This window comes from Streptomyces sp. NPDC042346 (assembly GCF_055581845.1).
The window spans coordinates 367,121-386,098 of record NZ_JBVJEH010000001.1 but is presented as its reverse complement, the minus strand read 5'-3'; the positions used below and the strand labels follow the sequence as shown (position 1 = coordinate 386,098).

Here is an 18,978-nt window from a genome sequence, read left to right as displayed (position 1 = left end):
AGAGGCCTCAGGCGCCGCCGCCCGTGAAGACCGGGACCGTCATCTCGCCCTCCGCACGGAAGGCGACCCGTAGTTCCATCCCGATCCGGAGGTCCGCCTCCGGCACGTCCACGATCTCGGTCATCATGCGCGGGCCCTCGGCGAGGTCGACGACGGCCGCGACGTACGGGACGCGCTCGCCGAAGGGCGGGAGGTCGTTCCGGTGGACGACGGACCAGGTGTAGAGCGTGGCCCGGCCGCTCGCCGGCTCCCAGCGGACGTCCTCGCTCCAGCAGTGGGGGCAGAACTCGCGCGGGTAGTGGTGGGTCCGGTCGCAGGCCGCGCAGTGGCGCAGGAGCAGCCGTCCTTCGGCTGCGGCGTCCCAGTACGGGCGGGTGAAGGTGTCGACGTCGGGGTCGGCGGCCGTCATCAGAAGAGTCCGATCGCGGAGTCGAGGGACCAGGTCTGCCAGGACAGGGCGAGAAGGGCGACCAGGGAGATCAGCGCCATCATCGCGTTCTGCCCCTGCTCGGCCCAGTCGTGGATCATCAGGACGAGGTAGAGGAGGTTGAGGAGGAGGCCGCCGACGAGGGCGACCGGGGTGAGGAAGCCGACGACCAGGCCGAGGCCGAGGGCGAGTTCGGCGTAGACGACGATGTACGCCATGGCCTTGGGGCGGGGGGCGACGACGGTGTCGAAGCCCTTCTTCACCTGTGGCCACTTGTGCTTGGCGGCGACGTCGGCGGCCCAGGCGATGCCGGTGCCGCGCTCGAACCAGCCTTTCCTGTCCTTGTGTCGCCAGCTCTCCAGCCACCACAGGCCGAGGCCGATGCGGAGGACGGCGAGCCATTCGGCGCCGGTGAGCCAGACGGTCTGCATGCGCGCCCCCTCGAGGAGTCGTATCTGACGGTACGTCAGTTCAGCGCAGGCGGGCCCCGCGCGCAAGAGGCGGGCGCGAGGAGTGCGCGCACGGAGCGGACACAAGGGGCGAGCGGGAGTCCGGCCCGGAGCCGGGGCGGAGCCCGGCCGCAAGCCGGGGCGGAGCCGCGACGGAGCCACACGCAAGCCGGGGCGGAGCCCGCCGCGAGCCACGGCGGGGCCGGCGAAGAGCCGCGACGGAGCCGGACCGGAGCCACGGCGGGGCCGGCGCGCACGTGACCGATTCGCAACCGAAATCCCTCTTGGTCGAGACCCACTCCGTGTACACGTCATTACGCTCAGCATTCATGGTCACCACCCCCCAGCAACCCTCCACCCACCCCGTGTACGTCATCGGCGGCGGCCCCGGCGGACTCGCCGTCGCCGCCTCCCTGCGCGAGCGCGGCGTCCGGGCCGTCGTCCTGGAGAAGTCCGACGCCGTCGGCGCCTCCTGGCGCACCCACTACGACCGGCTGCGGCTCCACACCACCCGGCCGCTCTCCGGCCTCCCCGGCCTGCGGATACCCCGCGCCTTCGGCCGCTGGGTCGCCCGCGCGGACATGGTGCGCTACCTGGAGAAGTACGCGGAGAAGCACGAGCTGGAGGTCGTGACGGGCGTCGAGGTCTTCCGGGTCGAGCGGGCGGGCGCGGAGTGGGTCCTGCACGCGACCGGCGGGCGGCGGCTCACCGGGCGGGCGGTGGTCGTGGCCACCGGGTACAACCACACCCCGCACCTGCCGGAGTGGCCGGGCCTCGACGGCTACGAGGGCGAGCTCGGCCACGCCTGCGGCTACCGCAACCCCGGCCCGTACAAGGGCAGGGACGTCCTCGTCGTGGGCGCCGGGAACACCGGGGCGGAGATCGCCGCCGACCTCGCCGAGGGCGGCGCCGGGCGCGTACGGCTCGCGGTGCGGACCGTCCCGCACCTCGTGCGCCGGACGACGCTCGGCTGGCCCGCCCAGCGGTCCGGCATCCTGATCCGGCGGCTGCCCGCCGGCCTGGTGGACCGGCTGGGCGCGCTCGTCGCGAGGTTCGCGACGCCCGACCTCACGGCGTACGGCCTGCCCCGGCCGGACACGGGCCTCGCCACCCGGCAGCGGGCGGGCGCGATCCCGGTGCAGGACGTGGGCCTGATCGACGCCGTACGGTCCGGGAAGGTCGAGGTCGTCGCCGCCGTCGACGCCTTCGAGGGCGGCAAGGTGCTCCTCGCGGACGGCACCCGGATCGCTCCGGACGCGGTGATCGCGGCGACCGGGTACCGGCGCGCCCTGGAGCCGCTCCTCGGACACCTGGACGGGGTGCTGGACGGGCACGGGCGGCCGGTGGCGCACGGGGCGCGCTGCCCGCGCGAGGCGCCGGGGCTGTACTTCACCGGCTTCACCAACCCCATCAGCGGCATGTTCCGGGAGCTGGCGCTGGACGCGGAGCGGATCGCACGGCGGATCGCCCGGTCGGACAGGCGCGCGGGCCGCGGGTGACCCGCCCCGCAACGGCCGTCGCGTAACCGCCCGCTCCCCGCCTCCCCCTGGCCGCCGGGGTAGCCATGCGCATCTCCCCCTTGCAGAATTGGTCTAGACCTGGCAAGGGGGATGAGAGATGCAGCAACACACGTGCTCCCGGGGCGACTGCGAGCTGGTCCTGGTGCAGGCGGACGCCCGATTACGGCCCGGCGTCATCGGCTACGGCGCCTACCGCCTGACCGGAGCGGAACCGCAGCAGTGGTACTTCGCGGCCAACGGGAGCGTCTCCGTCTTCCTCACGCTCGACGGGGAGATGTCGGCCGGTCACACGGGAGACGGGGAGGACGCCACCACGGGACTGTCCCGGCCCTCCGTGTTCTACGGGACGCACGCACGGCCCAAGATCCTCCGCCGCCAAGGGGCCGTCGAAGGGGTCGAGATCAGCGTCCTCCCCTGGGTCGCCCGCCGGCTCTTCGACGCCTCGATGGACGATCTGGCCGACACGGTGGTGGACGCGGACGCGGTCGTGGGGCGCCGCCTGTCCTTCCTCGCCGAGGCCGTCAGCGAGGCCTCCGACTGGCGTACGCGCTTCGGCATCCTCGACCGGCAGCTGCTGCGGTGGACGGCGCGCGCCGACAGCGCCCGCCACTCCGCCCCCGCCCCGACAGTGCTGCGCGCCTGGGACCTGATCACCGGCACGGCGGGCACCATGCCCATCCACGACGTCGCGGCCAGAGCGCAATGGAGCCGGCGGCAGCTGGAGATCCGGTTCCGTGAACAGATCGGGCTCACGCCGAAGCGCCTGGCGCGCGGGCTGCGCCTGGACCGGGCCATCGCGCTGCTGTCGGCAGGCCTCAGCCAGGCGGACACCGCGTCCGCCGCCGGCTTCAGCGACCAGCCGCACCTCGCACGCGAGTTCAGGACGCTGACCGGCATGCCGCCGGGGCGCTTCCTGCACACCCTGACGCTCGGCTGCTCGTGGCCGACGATCCCGCAGGACCCTCTCGCTTGCTTCGCTTTTGTCCAAGACCCGGAGGGAGGACCGTCGCCAGACTTTCCCCGCGAGGAACGCACCGCCTCCTGAGCGTGCGACCCACCCGCACTCATCCTTCGAGGGGAATCCGCAATGTCTCGTTCTCTTGGACGCGTCTCGGCCGTGGCCGCCGGTCTGGCCGCTCTGGCCACCACGCTCATCGCGGGCGCGCCGTCCGCCTCCGCCCTGGGCACGTCCACCTACGCCTGGGGCACCGACAACAAGTGCCTCGCCATCTACGGTCAGGCGCCGCCCCAAGGAGCCCCGGCGGTCCTGTGGGACTGCAACGGCAACCCGGACCAGCGGTGGACCCACGTCGCCGCGGGCGAAGGCTACGTCAAGCTGGCGAACGACAACAACGGCTGCATTGACATCCCGAACAGCTCCAGGGAGTGGGGCGTCCAGGCGATCCAGTGGACCTGCCACAACGGTCACAACCAGCAGTGGAGGGTCGAGCCGCTGGCCGACTCGAGCTTCCGCCTGCGCAACAGGGTCTCGGGCCTCTGCCTCGACGCCTCGGGCTACGGCGGCTCGAACGGCACTCCCCTGATCCAGTGGGAGTGCAACGGCGGCAACAACCAGCGCTGGGCCTTCTGACCCGCCGCCCGGCGGAAGGGTCCACGGGGCCCTTCCGCCGGGCTCACAGAGGCTCTCCCGCCGGGCCTACGGGGCCCCTCCCGCCGCCCCTCCCGCCGTACCCGCCAGTACTGCCCCCTGCACGCCCATTCCTGACTGGCCGTCAGTTCTGTAATCTGACTAGGCGTCAGGTCAGTAGTCATGGGCGGAAGGTGGAGCGGAACGATGCTTGGATCGACTCACGGCACCTTCACCACCGATCTCCGCGCACGAGTGGTCGCCTGCGGGGAGGCGCCCGCCGCCGTCGTGCACGGCGTCACCGTCGCCCCCGGCGACCAGGACGTCAGCGGGCGGCCGCTGCACGCCCCCGTACCCGACCTCGACCGGTTCTTCCGGCCCGCGTCCGTCGCCGTCGTCGGCGCGTCCGACACCGAGGGCCGCCCCAACACCGGGATCACCCGGCAGCTGCTCGCCTGGGCCGAGCGGGTCGGCGCCCGGCTCGTGCCCGTGCACCCGACCCGTACGAGCGTCTTCGGGATCGACTGCGTACCCTCCGTCGGCGCGCTCACCGAACCCGTCGACCTCGCCGTCCTCCTCGTCGCCGACCCGCTCCCCGTCATCGAGGAACTCGCCGACACGAAGGTGAAGTTCGCCGTCGCCTTCGCCTCCGGCTTCGCCGAGACCGGCGAGGCGGGCGCCGCCGCGCAGGAACGGCTCGCCGCCGCCGTACGCCGCTCGGGGCTCCGGCTCCTCGGCCCCAACACCAACCTCAACGCCTTCGAGCGCTTCCGCGACGACCTCGAAGGCCCCGCCGTCGCCCTCATCACCCAGTCCGGCCACCAGGGGCGGCCCGTCTTCACCCTCCAGGAGCTGGGCGTCCGGCTCTCCCACTGGGCCCCCACGGGCAACGAAGCCGACCTGGAGACCTCCGACTTCATCTCGTACTTCGCCGGACTCCCCGAGGTCGGGGCCATCGCCTGTTACGTCGAGGGGCTCAAGGACGGCCGCGCCTTCCTCCTCGCCGCCGACCGGGCCGCGCGCCAGGGCGTCCCCGTCGTCGCCGTGAAGGTGGGCCGCACCGAGACCGGGGCCCGCACCGCCGCCTCCCACACGGGCAAGCTCACCGGCGCCGACCAGGTCGTCGACGCGGCGATGCGCCAGTACGGGGTGATCCGGGTCGACGGGCTCGACCAGCTCCAGGACACCGCGACCCTGCTCGCCCGCGCCCGCAGGCCGCAGGCCGACGGAGTCGTCGTGTACTCGATCTCCGGTGGTACGGGAGCCCACTTCGCCGACCTGGCCACGGCGGCGGGACTCGAACTCCCCACCCTCTCCCAGGCCAAGCAGGACGAACTGCACCAGTGGATCCCGGAGTACCTGAGCGTCTCCAACCCCGTCGACAACGGCGGGCACCCGGTGGGCGACTGGCGCGGCCGGAAGATCATCGACGCGATCCTCGCCGACCCCTCCGTCGGCGTCCTCATCTGTCCGATCACCGGCCCCTTCCCGCCCATGAGCGACAAGCTCGCGCAGGACCTGGCCGACGCGGCCGAGGCGACGGACAAGCTGGTGTGCGTGATCTGGGGCTCGCCGGTCGGGACGGAGGAGGCGTACCGCACGACCCTCCTCGGCTCCTCGCGCCTCGCCACCTTCCGTACCTTCGGCAACTGCATCGGGGCCGTGAAGGCCTACCTCGACCACCACCGCTTCACCACCGGCTACCGCTCGCCCTTCGACGAGGCCCCCCGCACCCCCTCCCCCTCCCTCCGCAAGGCCCAGGCCCTCATGCGGCCCGGGCGGCGGCTCAGCGAGCACGCGGCGAAGCAGCTGCTGCGGGCGTACGGGATACGGGTGCCGCGCGAGCAGCTCGTGACGAGCGCGGCGGCGGCGGTCCGGGCGGCGGGGCTCGTCGGCTACCCGGTGGTGATGAAGGCGTCGGGTGCGCAGCTCGCGCACAAGACGGAGCTGGGCCTGGTGAAGGTCGGGCTGACCTCGGCGAGCCAGGTCCGGGACGCGTACCGCGAACTCACCGACATCGCCCGGTACGAGTCGATCGACCTCGACGGCATCCTCGTCTGCCAGATGGTCGGGCGAGGGGTGGAGATGGTGGTGGGCGTGACCCGCGACGAACTCTTCGGCCCGACGGTCACGGTCGGCCTCGGCGGGGTCCTGGTGGAGGTCCTCAACGACACGGCCGTACGGGTCCCGCCCTTCGGCGAGCACGAGGCCCGCTCGATGCTCGCCGAGCTGCGCGGCCGGGCGCTCCTGGAGGGCGTACGGGGAGCTCCGCCGGCCGACGTCGACGCGCTGGTCGAGGTGGTGCTCCGGGTGCAGCGGATGGCCCTCGAACTCGACGGCGACCTCGCCGAACTGGACATCAACCCGCTGATGGTGCTGCCGCGCGGGCAGGGGGCGGTGGCCCTGGACGCGCTCGCGGTCTGCCGCTGAGGAGATCACGTATGACCGAGGTACTCCACGCCGTCGAGAACGGCGTCTCGTGGATCACGCTCAACCGCCCCGAGGCGATGAACGCGGTCACCTGGGACCAGCGGGAACGGATCATCGACCTGCTGGCCGAAGCCTCCGCCGACCCGGAGGTCCGGGCGGTGGTCGTCACGGCGACGGGCCGGGGCTTCTGCGCGGGCGCGGACCTGCGGGGGGCGCCCGCCACCGGGGAGCGGGTCGCGGGGGACGTGGCCCGGATGATCCGGCTGGGCGCGCAGCGGTTCATCGGCGCGGTCATGGACTGCGAGAAGCCGGTGATCGCGGCGGTGAACGGCACGGCGGCGGGCATCGGGGCGCACCTCGCGTTCGCCTGCGACCTGGTGCTGGCGGCGGACTCGGCGCGCTTCATCGAGGTGTTCGTACGCCGGGGACTCGTCCCGGACGGCGGCGGCGCGTATCTGCTGCCGCGGCTGATCGGGCCGCAGCGGGCGAAGGAGTTGATGTTCTTCGGCGACGCGGTGCCGGCGGCGGAGGCGAAGGAGCTGGGCCTGGTGAACCGGGTCGTCCCGGCGGAGGACCTGGAGAAGACGGCCCGCGAATGGGCGGAACGCCTCGCCCAGGGCCCGACGCGGGCCCTCGCCCTGACGAAGCAGCTGGTCAACGCATCCCTGGACACGGACCGGGCGACGGCCTTCGCGACGGAGGCGACGGCCCAGGAGCTCAACATGACGACGAGGGACGCACAGGAGGGGGTGGCGAGCTTCGTGGAGCGGCGGGAGGCGCGGTACGAGGGGAAATAGTCGCGCGACGCCGTCGGGACCGGCCGCCCGCGCCGACCTCGTACGCCTGCCATACGGAAGCCCCCGGGGGCGACGGACGGTCGTCGCCCCCGAGGGCTTCCCGTCCGTCGGGCCCGAGGGCCTCCCGTCCGTCGGGCCCGGGGGCTTCCCGTCCGTCGGGCCCGGGGGCTTCCCGTCCGTCGGGCCCGAGGGCCTCCCGTCCGTCGCGCCGGGGACTTCCTGTCCGTCGTCTGTCCGTCGTGCCCGGGGCTTCCTATCTGACGAACCGTCAGCTTCAATGGGTGATGTGATGGGACACGCCGGGATGGCGGCCACCGCCGTCCGACACCTGAGAGCGGCCGGTTCGCCCACGGCCGTCGAACCACTGCCACGGCCGGTACTGCGCGCGGTACGGGAGGACGAGCGACCGCCCGTCGATCCCGCCGAATTCCGCCGCGTCCTCGGTCACTTCGCGAGCGGGGTCACGATCGTCACGGCCCTCGACGACGACGGCCCGGCGGGCTTCGCCTGCCAGTCCTTCGCCTCGCTCTCCCTCGACCCGCCCCTGGTCGCCTTCATGGTCGCCCGTACGTCGACGACCTGGCCCCGGATCGCGGACGCGGGCACCTTCTGCGTCAACATCCTCGGCGCCGAACAGGGCGCCCTGTGCCGGTCGTTCGCGGTGAGCGGGGCCGACAAGTTCGCGGGGGTCGACTGGGACCCGGCGCCGGCGACCGGCTCGCCGCGCCTCGCCGGCTCGCCCGCCTGGATCGACTGCACGATCACCGCCGTCCACACGGGCGGCGACCATCTGATCGTGGTCGGCCGGGTCGACTCTCTCGGCGCGACGGAGGACGGGGATCCGCTGCTCTTCCACCGGGGACGGTTCGGGCGGTTCGACTCCTAGAGGCGGGGGTCAGTCCGCCGCGTACACGATGATTCCGCCCACCGTGAAGACGCTCACCACCGCGAGCGTGTCCCAGTTCCTCGCCGGGCAGCGCCACCGGCAGGACCGGTTCAGCGCGTCGGCGCGGGGGCCTTGCGCCGGAAGCCGAGGCCACGGCCGAGTCCGAGGCCGAGACCCCGGCCTCCGCCCGCCCTCCGGGTGACCAGCGCGGCCACCGACAGGACGACCACTCCGGTCAGCCACGCCCCGGCCGAGTCCGCCGGGCCCGAGCCCGCCGAGAGCGCGCGGGGCAGGACCGGCACCGTGGCCGCGGCGGCGGCCACGACCGGGATCCAGGCGTCCGCGCGGCCTCGGAAGCGGCGCTCCAGCTCCTCGCCCAGCCACACCACGGGCAGCACCAGGAACACGGCCGCGGCCGCCAGGCTCAGCAGCCAGATCGCCGCGAGCGTCGGGTGCGTGAAGACCGCCAGGAAACCGGCCCGGTCGTCGCCGGGGCCCGCGAACACGGCCTTCGCCGCCACCGTCAGAGCCCCCTCCAGCAGCAGCGTCAGCACCGCCACCCGCACCATCCGACCGACGGTCCGGTCGGCCGTCCGGTCGGCCGTCCGGTCTGCGGTCCGGTCTGCGGTCCGGCCGCTCTCGTCATCGCTCATGGGCGATCACCCCCTCCGTACCATCATGCGCTGAGCGGAACCGCCGCTTCCGATCGGGGTCGCCTGATGACCAGGGCCATCAGGGCCGCCGCCGCGCACAGCGCGCCGGAGGCGTACCAGACGATGTCGTACGAGCCGAAGACGTCCCGGGCGACGCCGCCCCCGAAGGCGACGATCGCCGCGCCGACCTGGTGGGAGGCGAGGACCCAGCCGAAGACGATCGCCGAGTCCTCGCCGTAGTGCTCGCGGCAGAGGGCGATCGTCGGCGGGACCGTGGCCACCCAGTCGAGGCCGTAGAAGACGATGAAGAACAGCATCGGCGGGTGGACGGTCGGCGCGAGCAGCATCGGCAGGAAGAGCAGCGAGATCCCGCGCAGCGCGTAGTAGACGGCGAGGAGGCGGCGCGTGGAGAAGCGGTCCGTGAACCAGCCGGAGGCGATCGTGCCGACGACGTCGAAGACGCCGATCACCGCGAGCAGTCCCGCCGCCGCCGTGACGGGCATCCCGTGGTCGTGGGCGGCGGGCACGAAGTGGGTCTTGACCAGGCCGTTCGTCGAGGCGCCGCAGATCGCGAAGGTGCCGGCGAGCAGCCAGAAGGGACCGGTGCGGGCCGCCTTGAAGAGGACGGTGACGGCCCGGCGCGCGGCGCCCGTGACGGGGGCGGGCTTCTCGGCGTACTCCCCGCCGTACGGGGCGAGTCCGACGTCCGCCGGGTGGTCGCGGAGCAGCAGCCAGACGAAGGGGACGACCGCGAGCGCGGCGAGCGAGACGGTGACGGCGGCCGGGCGCCAGCCGTGGTGCTCGACCAGCCAGGAGAGGAGGGGGAGGAAGACGAGCTGTCCCGAGGCGCCGGCGGCGGTGAGGATGCCGGTGACGAGGCCGCGGCGGGCGACGAACCAGCGGTTGGTGACGGTCGCGGCGAAGGCGAGCGCCATCGAGCCGCTGCCGAGGCCGACGAGCACGCCCCAGAAGAGGACGAGCTGCCAGGCGGCCGTCATCCACACGGTGAGGACCGAGCCGACGGCGATGATCGTCAGCGCGACGGCGACGACCCGGCGGATGCCGAAGCGGTCCATGAGCGCGGCGGCGAAGGGGGCCGTGAGGCCGTAGAGGGCGAGGTTCACCGAGACGGCGAAGCCGATCGTGCCGCGCGACCAGTCGAACTCGCCGTGCAGCGGCTCGATCAGCAGGCCCGGCAGGGACGCGAAGGCCGCCGCGCCGATGATCGTGACGAAGGTGACCGCCGCGACGAACCAGGCGCGGTGGACGCGGGGCGGGCGGCGGGGCGTGCCGGACGTACCGGGTGTGCCGGACGTGTCGGATGTGTCGGACGTGCCGGACGGGCGACGTGGGGAGGGCGGGAGCGCGGAGCCGCGGCTCTCGGTTGTCTGGGCCATGCCACAGAGCATCCCGCCCGCGCGCCCGTACCGACCATTGGCCCGGACGACAGGTTTGCAAAGGATCGGGCCATCAGCCCGCCCCGCATCGAGCCACTGGCCTCCGCGCCGGACCCCTACGCCCGCGGCAGCGTCCTGATCGGCCGTACGACGAGCAGCGCCGCCACCACGAACACCGCGACCCCCGCCCCCGCGAGCAGCACCTGCTCCGTGCCGACCACCGCCGCCACCGGGCCCGACAGGGTGCGCCCGACGCCCATCATCAGGAGCGAGCCGGCCACGTCGTACGCGTGCATCCGGTTGAGGGCCTCCTGCGGGACGTGGGTCTGGACGGCGGTGGACCACATGACCAGCCAGAACGCGAAGCCGGCGCCGCCGATGAGCTGCCCCGCGCCCAGCAGCCACACGGAGGCGTCCGTACCGAGCAGGAAGAGGTTCACGGGGAGGCCGAGGAGGGCCACCGCGCCCGCCGCGAGGGGCCGCCGGGGCCGCAGCCGGAGCGCGAGGAGGCCGCCGACGGCGCTGCCGGCGCCGTTGACCGCCATCAGCACCCCGTACGTGGCGGAGCCGTGGTCCCCGGTGACCAGGCTCGCGGTGAGCGGCACCATCGGTCCCGCGACGGTCAGCCCGTACACGGTCCAGATGGAGATGACCCCCCACAGCCAGCTGCGGGAGCGGAACTCCCGCCAGCCGCCCGCGAGTTCGGCACCGAAGGAGTCGCGGCGGGCCGTGTCGGACGGGATCGGGGCGAGCCGCATGAGCGCGAGACAGAGGGCGCTGACGGCGAAGGTCAGGCCGTTGACGGCGAAGGCCGCGCCCGCGTTCCACAGGGCGACGAGCAGGCCCGCCGCGGCGGGTCCCGCCATGACCATGAGGGCTTCGACGACCCGCAGGACGGCGTTGGCGCGCTGCACGTCGGGGGCGATGCGCGGGATCGTGGAGGCGACCCCGGGCTGGAAGAGGGCGGCGCCGATGCCGCTGAGCACGGAGAGGCTGTAGACGGCCCACAGGGGCGGGCTGCCGAGGGTGAACGAGACGGCGAGGACGGCGGCGCCGGGGAGCCGGAGGAGGTCCGCGAGGATCATCATGCGGCGGGCGGTGAATCGGTCGGCGAGGACGCCGCCGAAGAGGACGAAGAGCGCGAAGGCGGCCGTCCAGCCGCCGAGCGCGTAGCCGACGGTGGAGCCGGGGTGGCCGGCTCCGAGGAGTCCGGCGGCGTAGGCGACGGGGACCATGCCCTCGCCGAAGACGGCGACCGCGCGGGCCACGAAGAAGAGCCGGAAGTTACGGTTCCACAGTGCGGGCGGCTCGGCCGGTACGGGAATCCGTTCGGCGGCCTCAGACTTGTACGTGTTGTCCGTCACGGAAACGAAGAGGTACCAGTAACTGGTCTGGACCACCACTGATTTTCTCGCCGTCGCGCTTCGGAAGGAGCCTCCCGCCGTGCCCGTACCCGTGCCCGTGCCCCACCGCGTCGTCGTCCTCGCCCTCCCCGGGCTCCTCCCCTTCGAACTGGGCATCCCGCACCGCATCTTCGGCCGCGCCCGGGACGCCGAGGGCACCCTGCTGTACGAGATCGTCACCTGCGCCCCGATCGCGGGACCGGTTCCCACGGACGCCGACTTCTCCGTGTACGTGGAGCACGGCCCCGAGATCCTCGCCACCGCCGACACGGTCGTCGTCCCCGCCTCGTACGAACTCGGCCCGGTCTACGAGGAGGGCAGGCTCACCGGCGAGCTCGCCGCCGCCCTCGCGCACATCCGGCCCGGCACCCGGCTCGTCTCCATCTGCACCGGCGGGTACGTGCTCGCCGCAGCCGGCTTCCTCGACGGGCGCCCGGCCACCACCCACTGGTCCTCCGCCGCGCACTTCCAGCGGCTCTTCCCGAGCGTGCGGGTCGACGCGGACGTCCTCTTCGTCGACGACGGCGACGTCCTCACCTCGGCCGGCGTGGCCGCCGGGATCGACCTGTGCCTGCACATCGTGCGCCGCGACCACGGCACGGCCGTCGCCAACGACGTCGCCCGCAGGACCGTCGTCCCGCCGCACCGGGACGGCGGCCAGGCCCAGTACATCGAGCGGCCCCTCCCCGAGGCCGGCACCCACACCACGACCACCGCGCGGGCCTGGGCGCTCGCCCACCTCCACGAGCCGATCCAGCTGCGGGACCTGGCCGAGCGGGAGGCGATGAGCGTACGGACGTTCACCCGCCGCTTCCGGGACGAGGTCGGCATCAGCCCCGGGCAGTGGCTCACGCAGCAGCGCGTCGAGCGCGCCCGGCACCTCCTGGAGTCCACCGGGCTGCCCGTCGACCGGATAGCGCAGGACGCCGGCTTCGGCACGGCCCAGTCGCTGCGCGTGCACCTGATGAGCGCGATCGGGGTGACCCCGACGTCCTACCGGCGCACCTTCCGGTCCTCCTCGACCGCCGAGTCCGCCGAGTCCTCCTCGACCGCCGAGACCGCCGAGACCGCCGCGCCCTCCGAGACCGCCGAGACCGCCGCGCCCTCCGAGTCCGCCGCGCCCTCGGCAGGTCCCTCCGTCTGACCCGCGGGGACGCGGCGCGTCAGCCGTCGCTCCCCCACCGCGCCGATCGCCGTGAGCAGCACGGTCAGCGCGACGCCGTAGAGGATCGCGGTCGACGGGGCCACGACCTTCAGCAGGCCGCCCGCGAGGGCGCCGCTCGCCGCGTAACCGGCGCCGACGGCCGCGTACATGACCGAGTACCCGGCGGCGAGCGCGGACGGCGGGAGGAGCCGGCGCAGGGCGAGGTTGCGGGTGAGCCCGGCGGGGGCCTGGAGGAGTCCGGCGGCGACCAGGACGGCGCCGATGGCGGCGGCCCAGGGCAGGAGGGCCACGAGGGCGACGCCCGCGGTCACCGCGAGGACCAGGAGGACGGACTGCACGAGCAGCGGGCCCGGCCAGCGGGCCCGCAGGCCGTAGACGAACGCGCCGACCGCCGAGCCGATCGAGAACCCGGCGAGCAGCGGACCGGCCCAGCCGATGGCGATTCCGCGCTGTTCGAGCAGGGCGGGCAGGAGCAGCTCGGCGAGCGCGAGCAGGGAGAGTCCGGCGGCCCCGAGGACGTACACGGGCCAGGCCCGCAGCAGCGCCCGCCGCGCGGAGACGCCCTTCTCGGGCGGCTCGGCCGCCCAGCCGACGGGCAGCAGCCACATCCCGGCCACCGCGAGCACCGTGAGGGCGGTCATGAGGAGCAGCGGGACGGCGGGGCCGACGCCGAGCGCGAGGCCGGTGGCGAGTGCGGGGGCGGCCGCCCAGACGCCGAAGACCAGCATCGACTCCATGCTCATGGCCTGGGTGACGGCCCGCTCGGGGACCATGCTCGTCAGGAGGGCGCGCAGCCCGCCCGCCACGGCCGCGGGTCCGGCGCCCGCGAGCACCGCGAGGACGGCGAGGACGACGGGGTGGGCGTCGGGCGCGAACCCGAGTCCGGCGAACCCGACGCCGCCGACGGCGAGTCCGGCGACGAGCTGCGGCCGGGCCCGCTCGGCGTTCATGCGCAGGCCGAGGACGGGTGCGGCGACGATCTCGCCGATGACGTACGCGGCGGCGAGCGCGGCCCCGAGGGAGTACCCGCCGGGCCGCTCGCGCACGAGGAAGACGAGCGCGAGCGGCGCCATGGCGACGGGCAGCCGCCCGGCGGCGGTGACGGCGCACCAGGCGAGGACGGGTCGGGTGGCGAGCTCGCGGTAGGACATGGCCATGACCGTAACCCTCAGGCGGTCCTGTCCCCCAGAGATTTCCGTACCGTCCCGCGCGGCTCAGAAGGTGAGCACTCCCCGCGCCACCTTCCCCTGCTCGGCGTCCTCGACGGCCCGTGCGAAGTCCTCCACGGGGTAGGTCCGCGTCACCAGCTCGTCGAGGAGGAGGCTGCCGGAGCGGTACAGCTCCGCGTAGAGCGCGATGTCCTTCTGGGGGCGGGAGGAGCCGTAGCGGCAGCCCAGGATCGACTTGTCCAGGAACATCGCGGCGGGCGGGAAGCTCGCCTCCGCCGTCGGGGCGGTCATGCCGAGGAGGATCGCCTGGCCGTGCCGGTCGAGGAGTTCGATCGCGGTACGGACGAGGCCGGTGTGCCCGACGCACTCGAAGACGTGGTCGGCGCCGGTCGGCAGGATCTCCCGTACGCCGTCGGTGGAGGCGAGGAAGTGCGTGGCGCCGAACCGCCGGGCCACCTCCTCCTTCTCCGGGTTGGTGTCGACGGCCACGATCGTCGGGGCGCCCGCGATCCGGGCGCCCTGGATGACGTTGAGGCCGATGCCGCCGGTGCCGATGACGACGACGGTCTCGCCGCGGTCGACCTTCGCGCGGTTGAGTACGGCTCCGACGCCGGTGAGGACGCCGCAGCCCATGAGGGCGGCGGAGGTCAGCGGGATGTCCTTCGGGATCTTCACGGCCTGGACGGCCTTGACGACGGTCCGCTCGGCGAAGGACGAGTTGGACGCGAACTGGAAGAGCTTCTGCCCGGTCGACGCGCGCGAGAACGGCTGTCCGGGCATGCCGATCGCCTTGCGGCACATGGTGGGCCGGCCGCGGTCGCAGTCGGCGCAGGCGCCGCAGTTCGCGAGGGTGGAGAGGGCGACGTGGTCGCCCGGGACGACATGGGTGACGCCGGGGCCGACGGCCTCGACGACTCCGGCGCCCTCGTGGCCGAGGACGACGGGCGGCGGGAACGGGATGGTCCCGTCGACCACGGACAGGTCGCTGTGGCACAGCCCGGCGGCGGCGATCCCGACGAGCACCTCTCCGGGCCCGGGCGCCCGCACCTCCAGATCGTCGACGACCTGCACGGACTTCCCGTCGAACACGACACCACGCATGAGCCAGCTCCTCATCTCCGGGGCGCGCGCCCCCCAACGATCCGGTACGGGTACGTGTACGTGCTACGCGTTCGGGCGGGTGCCCTCGGCCGCCGCCCGGGCCATCTCCTCCAGGCGTGCCAGCATCGGCATCGGGTCGGTCCCCACCGTCCCCGGCAGGAAGTCGGCGATCCGCTCCGGTGTCCACGCCCCGCCCTCGGCGTATCCGGCCCGCAGCTCCCTCGGCTGCGCCCACACGGCGATCTTCGGGCCGGCGATCGTGTACACCTGGCCGGTGATCTTCTCGGCCCTGGCCTGCTCCGACAGCAGGTAGACGACGAGTGCGGCCACGTCCTCCGGCTCCCCGATCTCCTTCAGCTCCATCGGGACGTTCGCGGACATCCGGGTCCTGGCGACGGGGGCGACGGCGTTCGCGGTGACCCCGTACTTGTGGAGTCCGAGGGCGGCGCTCCGGACGAGCGAGATGATCCCGCCCTTCGCCGCCGAGTAGTTGGCCTGTGCGACCGATCCCTGGTGGTTGCCGCTGGTGAAGCCGATCAGCGTGCCCGTGCCCTGCTTGCGCATCACCGCGGAGGCCGCGCGGAAGACCGTGAACGTGCCCTTCAGGTGGGTGGCGACGACCGGGTCCCACTCCTCCTCGGACATGTTGAAGAGCATCCGCTCGCGCAGGATGCCCGCCACGCACACGACGCCGTCGATGCGTCCGTACTCCGCGAGGGCGACGTCCACGATCCGCTGCCCGCCCGCCATCGTCGAGATGTCGTCGGCGACGGCGACGGCCGTGCCGCCGGCCGCCTCGATCTCCTTCACGACGGAGAGGGCGATCTCCGAGGTCGGTTCGCCGCCCTCGATCGACACCCCGTAGTCGTTCACGACGACCTTCGCGCCCTCCGCCGCGCACGCGAGGGCGACGGCGCGGCCGATGCCCCGCCCCGCTCCCGTGACGGCCACGACCTTGCCAGCCAAGAAGTTCCCCATGCCCGGCCCCTCCCGCAGTTTCTGACGGTCCGTTAGATTCATTCGTCGTCAGGATTCTACGACCCGTCAGATACGGGAAAACAAGACCCCGGAGGCCCCGATGTCTCTGCCCGCCGCTTTTCACGAGATCGCCAAACGCGTCAACAACTGGGGCCGTTGGGGCCAGGACGACGAGATCGGCACGCTCAACCTCATCACCGACGAGGTCGTGCGCGAGGCCGTCGCCACCGTCCGCACCGGCCGGCGGATCCCCCTCGCCGTCGACCTCGAGCAGGACGGCGTCCAGACCGGCATGATCCCCGGCCGCGTCAATCCGCTCCACGTCATGGTCCAGGTCAACCAGGAGCTCTTCGGCCCCGGCACGGTCGCCACCAGCGACGACGCCGTGACCCTGGGCCTCCAGGCCGGCACCCACTGGGACGCCCTGACCCACGCCTCGCACTCCGGGCGGATCTACAACGGCCGCCCCGCCGACACGATCACCGCGCACGGCCGCGCCGAGTTCAGCGGCATCCACACCGCCCGCCAGGTCGTCTCGCGGGGCGTCCTGCTCGACGTGGCCGCCGCCAAGGGCGTCGACCGGCTGCCCGGCGACCACGCCGTCACCCCCGAAGACCTCGACGAGGCCGCCGAGTTCGGCGGGGTCACGGTCCGGTCCGGCGACATCGTCCTCGTACGGACGGGGCAGATGCAGGTGTACCTGGCCGGGGACAAGCACGGGTACGCGTTCCCGTCACCGGGGCTCTCGGTCCGTACGCCGGAGTGGTTCCACGCCCGGGACGTCGCGGCCGTCGCCAACGACACGCTCACCTTCGAGATCTTCCCGCCGGAGATCGACGGCCTCTGGCTGCCCGTCCACGCCCTCGACCTGGTCGAGATGGGCATGCTCCAGGGGCAGAACTGGAACCTCGAAGGACTGTCCACAGCCTGTGCACAGGAGCGGCGCTACGCCTTCCTGCTCTCCGCGATGCCGGAGCCCTTCGTCGGCGGCACGGGCACACCGGTGGCCCCGATAGCCATCCTCTGACACAGAGGCTCACCGGCTACCGGCTACCGGCCAGCAGCTACCGGCTCCACGGGCGGCGGCGCGCTCGCGCGCGCCCCGAGCACGGCACGGTCGCGCCGCCACCCGGCCACGACCCGCACACGCCGAGGGCAGCACACGACGCCCTCGGCTCCCCTCGCCACGAATCGCTCACACCAGAGTGGGCAAAACGGAACGAACCGTCAACAGTGCACCCGGCCGGGCGACACCGCGCCCTGCCCGCGCGCGGGCGCCACCGCCACCGCCACCCGGTCGACCTCGCACCAGATGCTCTTGCCGGCACCCTCGGGCTGCCAGCCCCACCGGTCCGCGAGGCCGTCCACCAGCTCCAGGCCGCGCCCGTTGGTGTCGTCGCCCTCCGCGTGCCGGGGCTGCGGCGGGCGGTCGCTCGCGTCCGCCACCTCGACCCGTACGCCGCCCTCCGCCGCGAACAGCATCCGCAGCACGGCCGGGCAGCCCGTGTGCACCACGGCGTTGGTCACGAGCTCGGAGATGAGCAGCACCAGCGTCTCCGCGAGCGGCTCGTCGTCCCCTATACCCGAACCGGCGAGCCGCGACCGCGCCCACCTCCGGGCTCGCCCCACTTCCGCCGGGTCGGGCCCGACCTCCAACTGCACCTGAAGCACCTGCACCGCTCACACCATCCGAACCGGCGGACACACCTTCACGGAACGTGATTCCCTTATGGGACAGCATGGTTGACGTACAGTCACCGCAACAAGCGCTTCGGGCATATTCCAGCGCGAAGGAGTACGCATGGTCCATACTGTGCGACGCACGCTGCGGGTAGTCGAACGCCGGGCGCGAGCGGCGGGCATCCCCGGGCCCGGGGTCACCTCAGGGGCGACACCGGGACGATCCGGGCCAACGAGCACTCGCATCCCACGGAGAGTACCGGAGCCGACGACCGACTCCGGGCCGTGACGGCCGCGCCGTAGGACACAACCCGATATCGACATTCCGTGACCCGGCGAACGCGGAGCGCTACAACCGGGCCGCCACCACCTCCTCGGCGCGCGCCGCGGGCAGCCGCAGCTCGGCCCGCACCCAGGCCCGCTTGAGGTGCAGGTGCACGTCCGCCTCCCAGGTGAAGCCCATGCCGCCGTACACCTGGAGGCAGTCACGGGCGTTCCCGGTGGCGGCCTCGTCGGCGAGGAGCTTGGCCCCGGCGATCTCGACGGGATCGCCGGTCACGGCGGCGGCCCGCACGGCGACCCGCGCGAGCTCGGCCCGCACGAGCATCCCGGCACAGAGATGCTTCACGGCCTGAAACCCCCCGATGACCTGCCCGAACTGCTCCCGCTCCCGCGCGTACGAAACAGCCATCTCGGTGGTCCGCTCCGCACTCCCCACCTGCTCGGCGGCGGTGAGCAGCACGGCGACCAGCTCGTCGCCCGCCGGCAGGACGTCCGCTGTGTCCAGCACCCCCGTTGTGGGCATGCGTCCCGCCGGGGCGGGACGGGTGGGCACAACGGGACGGCGCCCTTGCGGGCGCGTTCCGCCCCCGCTCCCGGCGCCCCCGACTCCCTGCACCTTGTGCAGGGGCGTCAGCGGATCGACCGACCGCATCGGGACGGCGCCCTCCACGTCACCCAGGACCACATCGGCCTCGTCCAGCCAAGGGACCAGCCCCTCCGAGGCGTCGGTCACCACGACATCCCCCTCCGCCGCCCCCAGCACGGACCCGGCAGCCACATGCGTGGCAACCAACGGCCCCGGCACCAGCGCCCTCCCCGCCTCCTCGAAGAGCAGCACCGCCTCCGGCAGCCCGAGCCCCACCCCGCCCTCGTCCTCCGGCAGCCGCAGGGCGAAGAACCCGGCCGTGCCGAGCTCCCGCCACAGCCCCCGGTCCAGCCGGCCGCCCGATTCCACGGCCGCCCGCAGCGCCTCCCGGTCGAAGAGCCGCGCGAGCAGTTCCCGTACCCCCTTCCGCAGCGCCCGCTGGTCCTCGGTGAGTCGGAAGTCCATGG

General features: G+C 73.3%; 17 protein-coding genes and 1 pseudogene. 8 read left to right on the top strand and 10 right to left on the bottom strand.

Annotated features, from left to right (window positions below; all coding sequences use genetic code 11):
- Nucleotides 1-7: 7 nt before the first annotated feature.
- Together ACZ6K0_RS01870 and ACZ6K0_RS01865 are read right to left on the bottom strand one after the other, a co-directional pair.
- On the bottom strand, nucleotides 8-409 hold the full coding sequence (locus ACZ6K0_RS01870) for a Zn-ribbon domain-containing OB-fold protein (protein ID WP_469229221.1): 402 nt from the start codon (nucleotides 407-409) through the stop codon (nucleotides 8-10).
- Entirely contained in the window at nucleotides 409-858 is a 450-nt protein-coding gene (locus ACZ6K0_RS01865; RefSeq protein ID WP_376408896.1) for a DoxX family protein, read from the bottom strand. The genes ACZ6K0_RS01870 and ACZ6K0_RS01865 overlap by 1 nt, the downstream gene beginning before the upstream one ends.
- Nucleotides 859-1,205: 347 nt before the next feature.
- On the opposite strand from ACZ6K0_RS01865, the gene ACZ6K0_RS01860 reads away from it, so the two are divergent.
- The 6 genes from ACZ6K0_RS01860 (at nucleotide 1,206) to ACZ6K0_RS01835 (ending at nucleotide 8,097) form a co-directional block, all read left to right on the top strand.
- Nucleotides 1,206-2,375 (top strand): flavin-containing monooxygenase, encoded by a 1,170-nt coding sequence (locus ACZ6K0_RS01860; protein WP_469229220.1) that lies wholly within the window; start codon nucleotides 1,206-1,208, stop codon nucleotides 2,373-2,375.
- A 118-nt stretch (nucleotides 2,376-2,493) separates the two neighbouring features.
- Nucleotides 2,494-3,441, top strand: a complete 948-nt coding sequence (locus ACZ6K0_RS01855; RefSeq protein ID WP_469229219.1) for a helix-turn-helix domain-containing protein — start codon at nucleotides 2,494-2,496, stop codon at nucleotides 3,439-3,441.
- A 42-nt stretch (nucleotides 3,442-3,483) separates the two neighbouring features.
- Nucleotides 3,484-3,987 carry an RICIN domain-containing protein gene (locus ACZ6K0_RS01850; protein ID WP_376408905.1) on the top strand — a complete coding sequence of 168 codons (504 nt, stop codon included), beginning with the start codon at nucleotides 3,484-3,486 and terminating at the stop codon, nucleotides 3,985-3,987.
- 204 nt (nucleotides 3,988-4,191) lie between these two features.
- A complete protein-coding gene (locus ACZ6K0_RS01845) occupies nucleotides 4,192-6,414 on the top strand; it encodes an acetate--CoA ligase family protein (RefSeq protein ID WP_376408908.1) in 2,223 nt (740 codons plus the stop codon).
- An 11-nt stretch (nucleotides 6,415-6,425) separates the two neighbouring features.
- The gene (locus ACZ6K0_RS01840) at nucleotides 6,426-7,211 is read left to right on the top strand and encodes an enoyl-CoA hydratase/isomerase family protein (RefSeq protein ID WP_376408911.1); all 786 of its coding nucleotides are present in this window, start codon (nucleotides 6,426-6,428) and stop codon (nucleotides 7,209-7,211) included.
- Nucleotides 7,212-7,515: 304 nt separating this feature from the next.
- The gene (locus ACZ6K0_RS01835; protein WP_376409017.1) at nucleotides 7,516-8,097 is read left to right on the top strand and encodes a flavin reductase family protein; all 582 of its coding nucleotides are present in this window, start codon (nucleotides 7,516-7,518) and stop codon (nucleotides 8,095-8,097) included.
- A gap of 110 nt (nucleotides 8,098-8,207) precedes the next feature.
- Here ACZ6K0_RS01835 and ACZ6K0_RS01830 read toward each other — a convergent pair whose 3' ends face one another.
- The 3 genes from ACZ6K0_RS01830 to ACZ6K0_RS01820 all read right to left on the bottom strand — a co-directional run bounded on the left by ACZ6K0_RS01830 (nucleotide 8,208) and on the right by ACZ6K0_RS01820 (nucleotide 11,511).
- Nucleotides 8,208-8,750 carry a hypothetical protein gene (locus tag ACZ6K0_RS01830; RefSeq protein ID WP_469229217.1) on the bottom strand — a complete coding sequence of 181 codons (543 nt, stop codon included), beginning with the start codon at nucleotides 8,748-8,750 and terminating at the stop codon, nucleotides 8,208-8,210.
- Between the two features lie 23 nt (nucleotides 8,751-8,773).
- The gene (locus tag ACZ6K0_RS01825; RefSeq protein WP_376408916.1) at nucleotides 8,774-10,147 is read right to left on the bottom strand and encodes an MFS transporter; all 1,374 of its coding nucleotides are present in this window, start codon (nucleotides 10,145-10,147) and stop codon (nucleotides 8,774-8,776) included.
- A 116-nt stretch (nucleotides 10,148-10,263) separates the two neighbouring features.
- Complete coding sequence (locus ACZ6K0_RS01820) at nucleotides 10,264-11,511, bottom strand: MFS transporter (protein WP_376409019.1); 1,248 nt, start codon at nucleotides 11,509-11,511, stop codon at nucleotides 10,264-10,266.
- Between the two features lie 79 nt (nucleotides 11,512-11,590).
- Between ACZ6K0_RS01820 and ACZ6K0_RS01815 the strand changes: the two genes are divergently transcribed.
- A complete protein-coding gene (locus ACZ6K0_RS01815; RefSeq protein ID WP_469229214.1) occupies nucleotides 11,591-12,694 on the top strand; it encodes a GlxA family transcriptional regulator in 1,104 nt (367 codons plus the stop codon).
- Here the strand turns inward: ACZ6K0_RS01815 and ACZ6K0_RS01810 are convergent.
- The 3 genes and pseudogenes from ACZ6K0_RS01810 to ACZ6K0_RS01800 all read right to left on the bottom strand — a co-directional run.
- Nucleotides 12,640-13,866 (bottom strand): annotated as a pseudogene (locus tag ACZ6K0_RS01810) (MFS transporter); the annotation flags it as partial. The gene ACZ6K0_RS01815 and the pseudogene ACZ6K0_RS01810 overlap by 55 nt on opposite strands.
- A gap of 63 nt (nucleotides 13,867-13,929) precedes the next feature.
- Nucleotides 13,930-14,985, bottom strand: a complete 1,056-nt coding sequence (locus ACZ6K0_RS01805) for a Zn-dependent alcohol dehydrogenase (protein WP_469229212.1) — start codon at nucleotides 14,983-14,985, stop codon at nucleotides 13,930-13,932.
- A 63-nt stretch (nucleotides 14,986-15,048) separates the two neighbouring features.
- Nucleotides 15,049-15,963: an SDR family NAD(P)-dependent oxidoreductase gene (locus tag ACZ6K0_RS01800; protein WP_376408925.1), complete on the bottom strand. Its 915-nt coding sequence runs from the start codon at nucleotides 15,961-15,963 to the stop codon at nucleotides 15,049-15,051.
- A gap of 100 nt (nucleotides 15,964-16,063) precedes the next feature.
- On the opposite strand from ACZ6K0_RS01800, the gene ACZ6K0_RS01795 reads away from it, so the two are divergent.
- Nucleotides 16,064-16,990: a cyclase family protein gene (locus tag ACZ6K0_RS01795; RefSeq protein WP_469229210.1), complete on the top strand. Its 927-nt coding sequence runs from the start codon at nucleotides 16,064-16,066 to the stop codon at nucleotides 16,988-16,990.
- Between the two features lie 200 nt (nucleotides 16,991-17,190).
- Here the strand turns inward: ACZ6K0_RS01795 and ACZ6K0_RS01790 are convergent, their stop codons facing one another.
- Entirely contained in the window at nucleotides 17,191-17,640 is a 450-nt protein-coding gene (locus ACZ6K0_RS01790) for an ATP-binding protein (protein WP_376408930.1), read from the bottom strand.
- Nucleotides 17,641-17,992: 352 nt separating this feature from the next.
- Nucleotides 17,993-18,976: an acyl-CoA dehydrogenase family protein gene (locus tag ACZ6K0_RS01785; RefSeq protein WP_469229208.1), complete on the bottom strand. Its 984-nt coding sequence runs from the start codon at nucleotides 18,974-18,976 to the stop codon at nucleotides 17,993-17,995.
- Nucleotides 18,977-18,978: the final 2 nt, after the last annotated feature.

Bases quoted from the DNA above. Each gene is read 5' to 3' on its own strand.
- ACZ6K0_RS01870 (WP_469229221.1), bottom strand. From the start codon at position 409: ATGACGGCCGCCGACCCCGACGTCGACACCTTCACCCGCCCGTACTGG.
- ACZ6K0_RS01865 (WP_376408896.1), bottom strand. From the start codon at position 858: ATGCAGACCGTCTGGCTCACCGGCGCCGAATGGCTCGCCGTCCTCCGC.
- ACZ6K0_RS01860 (WP_469229220.1), top strand. From the start codon at position 1,206: ATGGTCACCACCCCCCAGCAACCCTCCACCCACCCCGTGTACGTCATC.
- ACZ6K0_RS01855 (WP_469229219.1), top strand. From the start codon at position 2,494: ATGCAGCAACACACGTGCTCCCGGGGCGACTGCGAGCTGGTCCTGGTG.
- ACZ6K0_RS01850 (WP_376408905.1), top strand. From the start codon at position 3,484: ATGTCTCGTTCTCTTGGACGCGTCTCGGCCGTGGCCGCCGGTCTGGCC.
- ACZ6K0_RS01845 (WP_376408908.1), top strand. From the start codon at position 4,192: ATGCTTGGATCGACTCACGGCACCTTCACCACCGATCTCCGCGCACGA.
- ACZ6K0_RS01840 (WP_376408911.1), top strand. From the start codon at position 6,426: ATGACCGAGGTACTCCACGCCGTCGAGAACGGCGTCTCGTGGATCACG.
- ACZ6K0_RS01835 (WP_376409017.1), top strand. From the start codon at position 7,516: ATGGCGGCCACCGCCGTCCGACACCTGAGAGCGGCCGGTTCGCCCACG.
- ACZ6K0_RS01830 (WP_469229217.1), bottom strand. From the start codon at position 8,750: ATGAGCGATGACGAGAGCGGCCGGACCGCAGACCGGACCGCAGACCGG.
- ACZ6K0_RS01825 (WP_376408916.1), bottom strand. From the start codon at position 10,147: ATGGCCCAGACAACCGAGAGCCGCGGCTCCGCGCTCCCGCCCTCCCCA.
- ACZ6K0_RS01805 (WP_469229212.1), bottom strand. From the start codon at position 14,985: ATGCGTGGTGTCGTGTTCGACGGGAAGTCCGTGCAGGTCGTCGACGAT.
- ACZ6K0_RS01800 (WP_376408925.1), bottom strand. From the start codon at position 15,963: ATGGGGAACTTCTTGGCTGGCAAGGTCGTGGCCGTCACGGGAGCGGGG.
- ACZ6K0_RS01795 (WP_469229210.1), top strand. From the start codon at position 16,064: ATGTCTCTGCCCGCCGCTTTTCACGAGATCGCCAAACGCGTCAACAAC.
- ACZ6K0_RS01785 (WP_469229208.1), bottom strand. From the start codon at position 18,976: ATGGACTTCCGACTCACCGAGGACCAGCGGGCGCTGCGGAAGGGGGTA.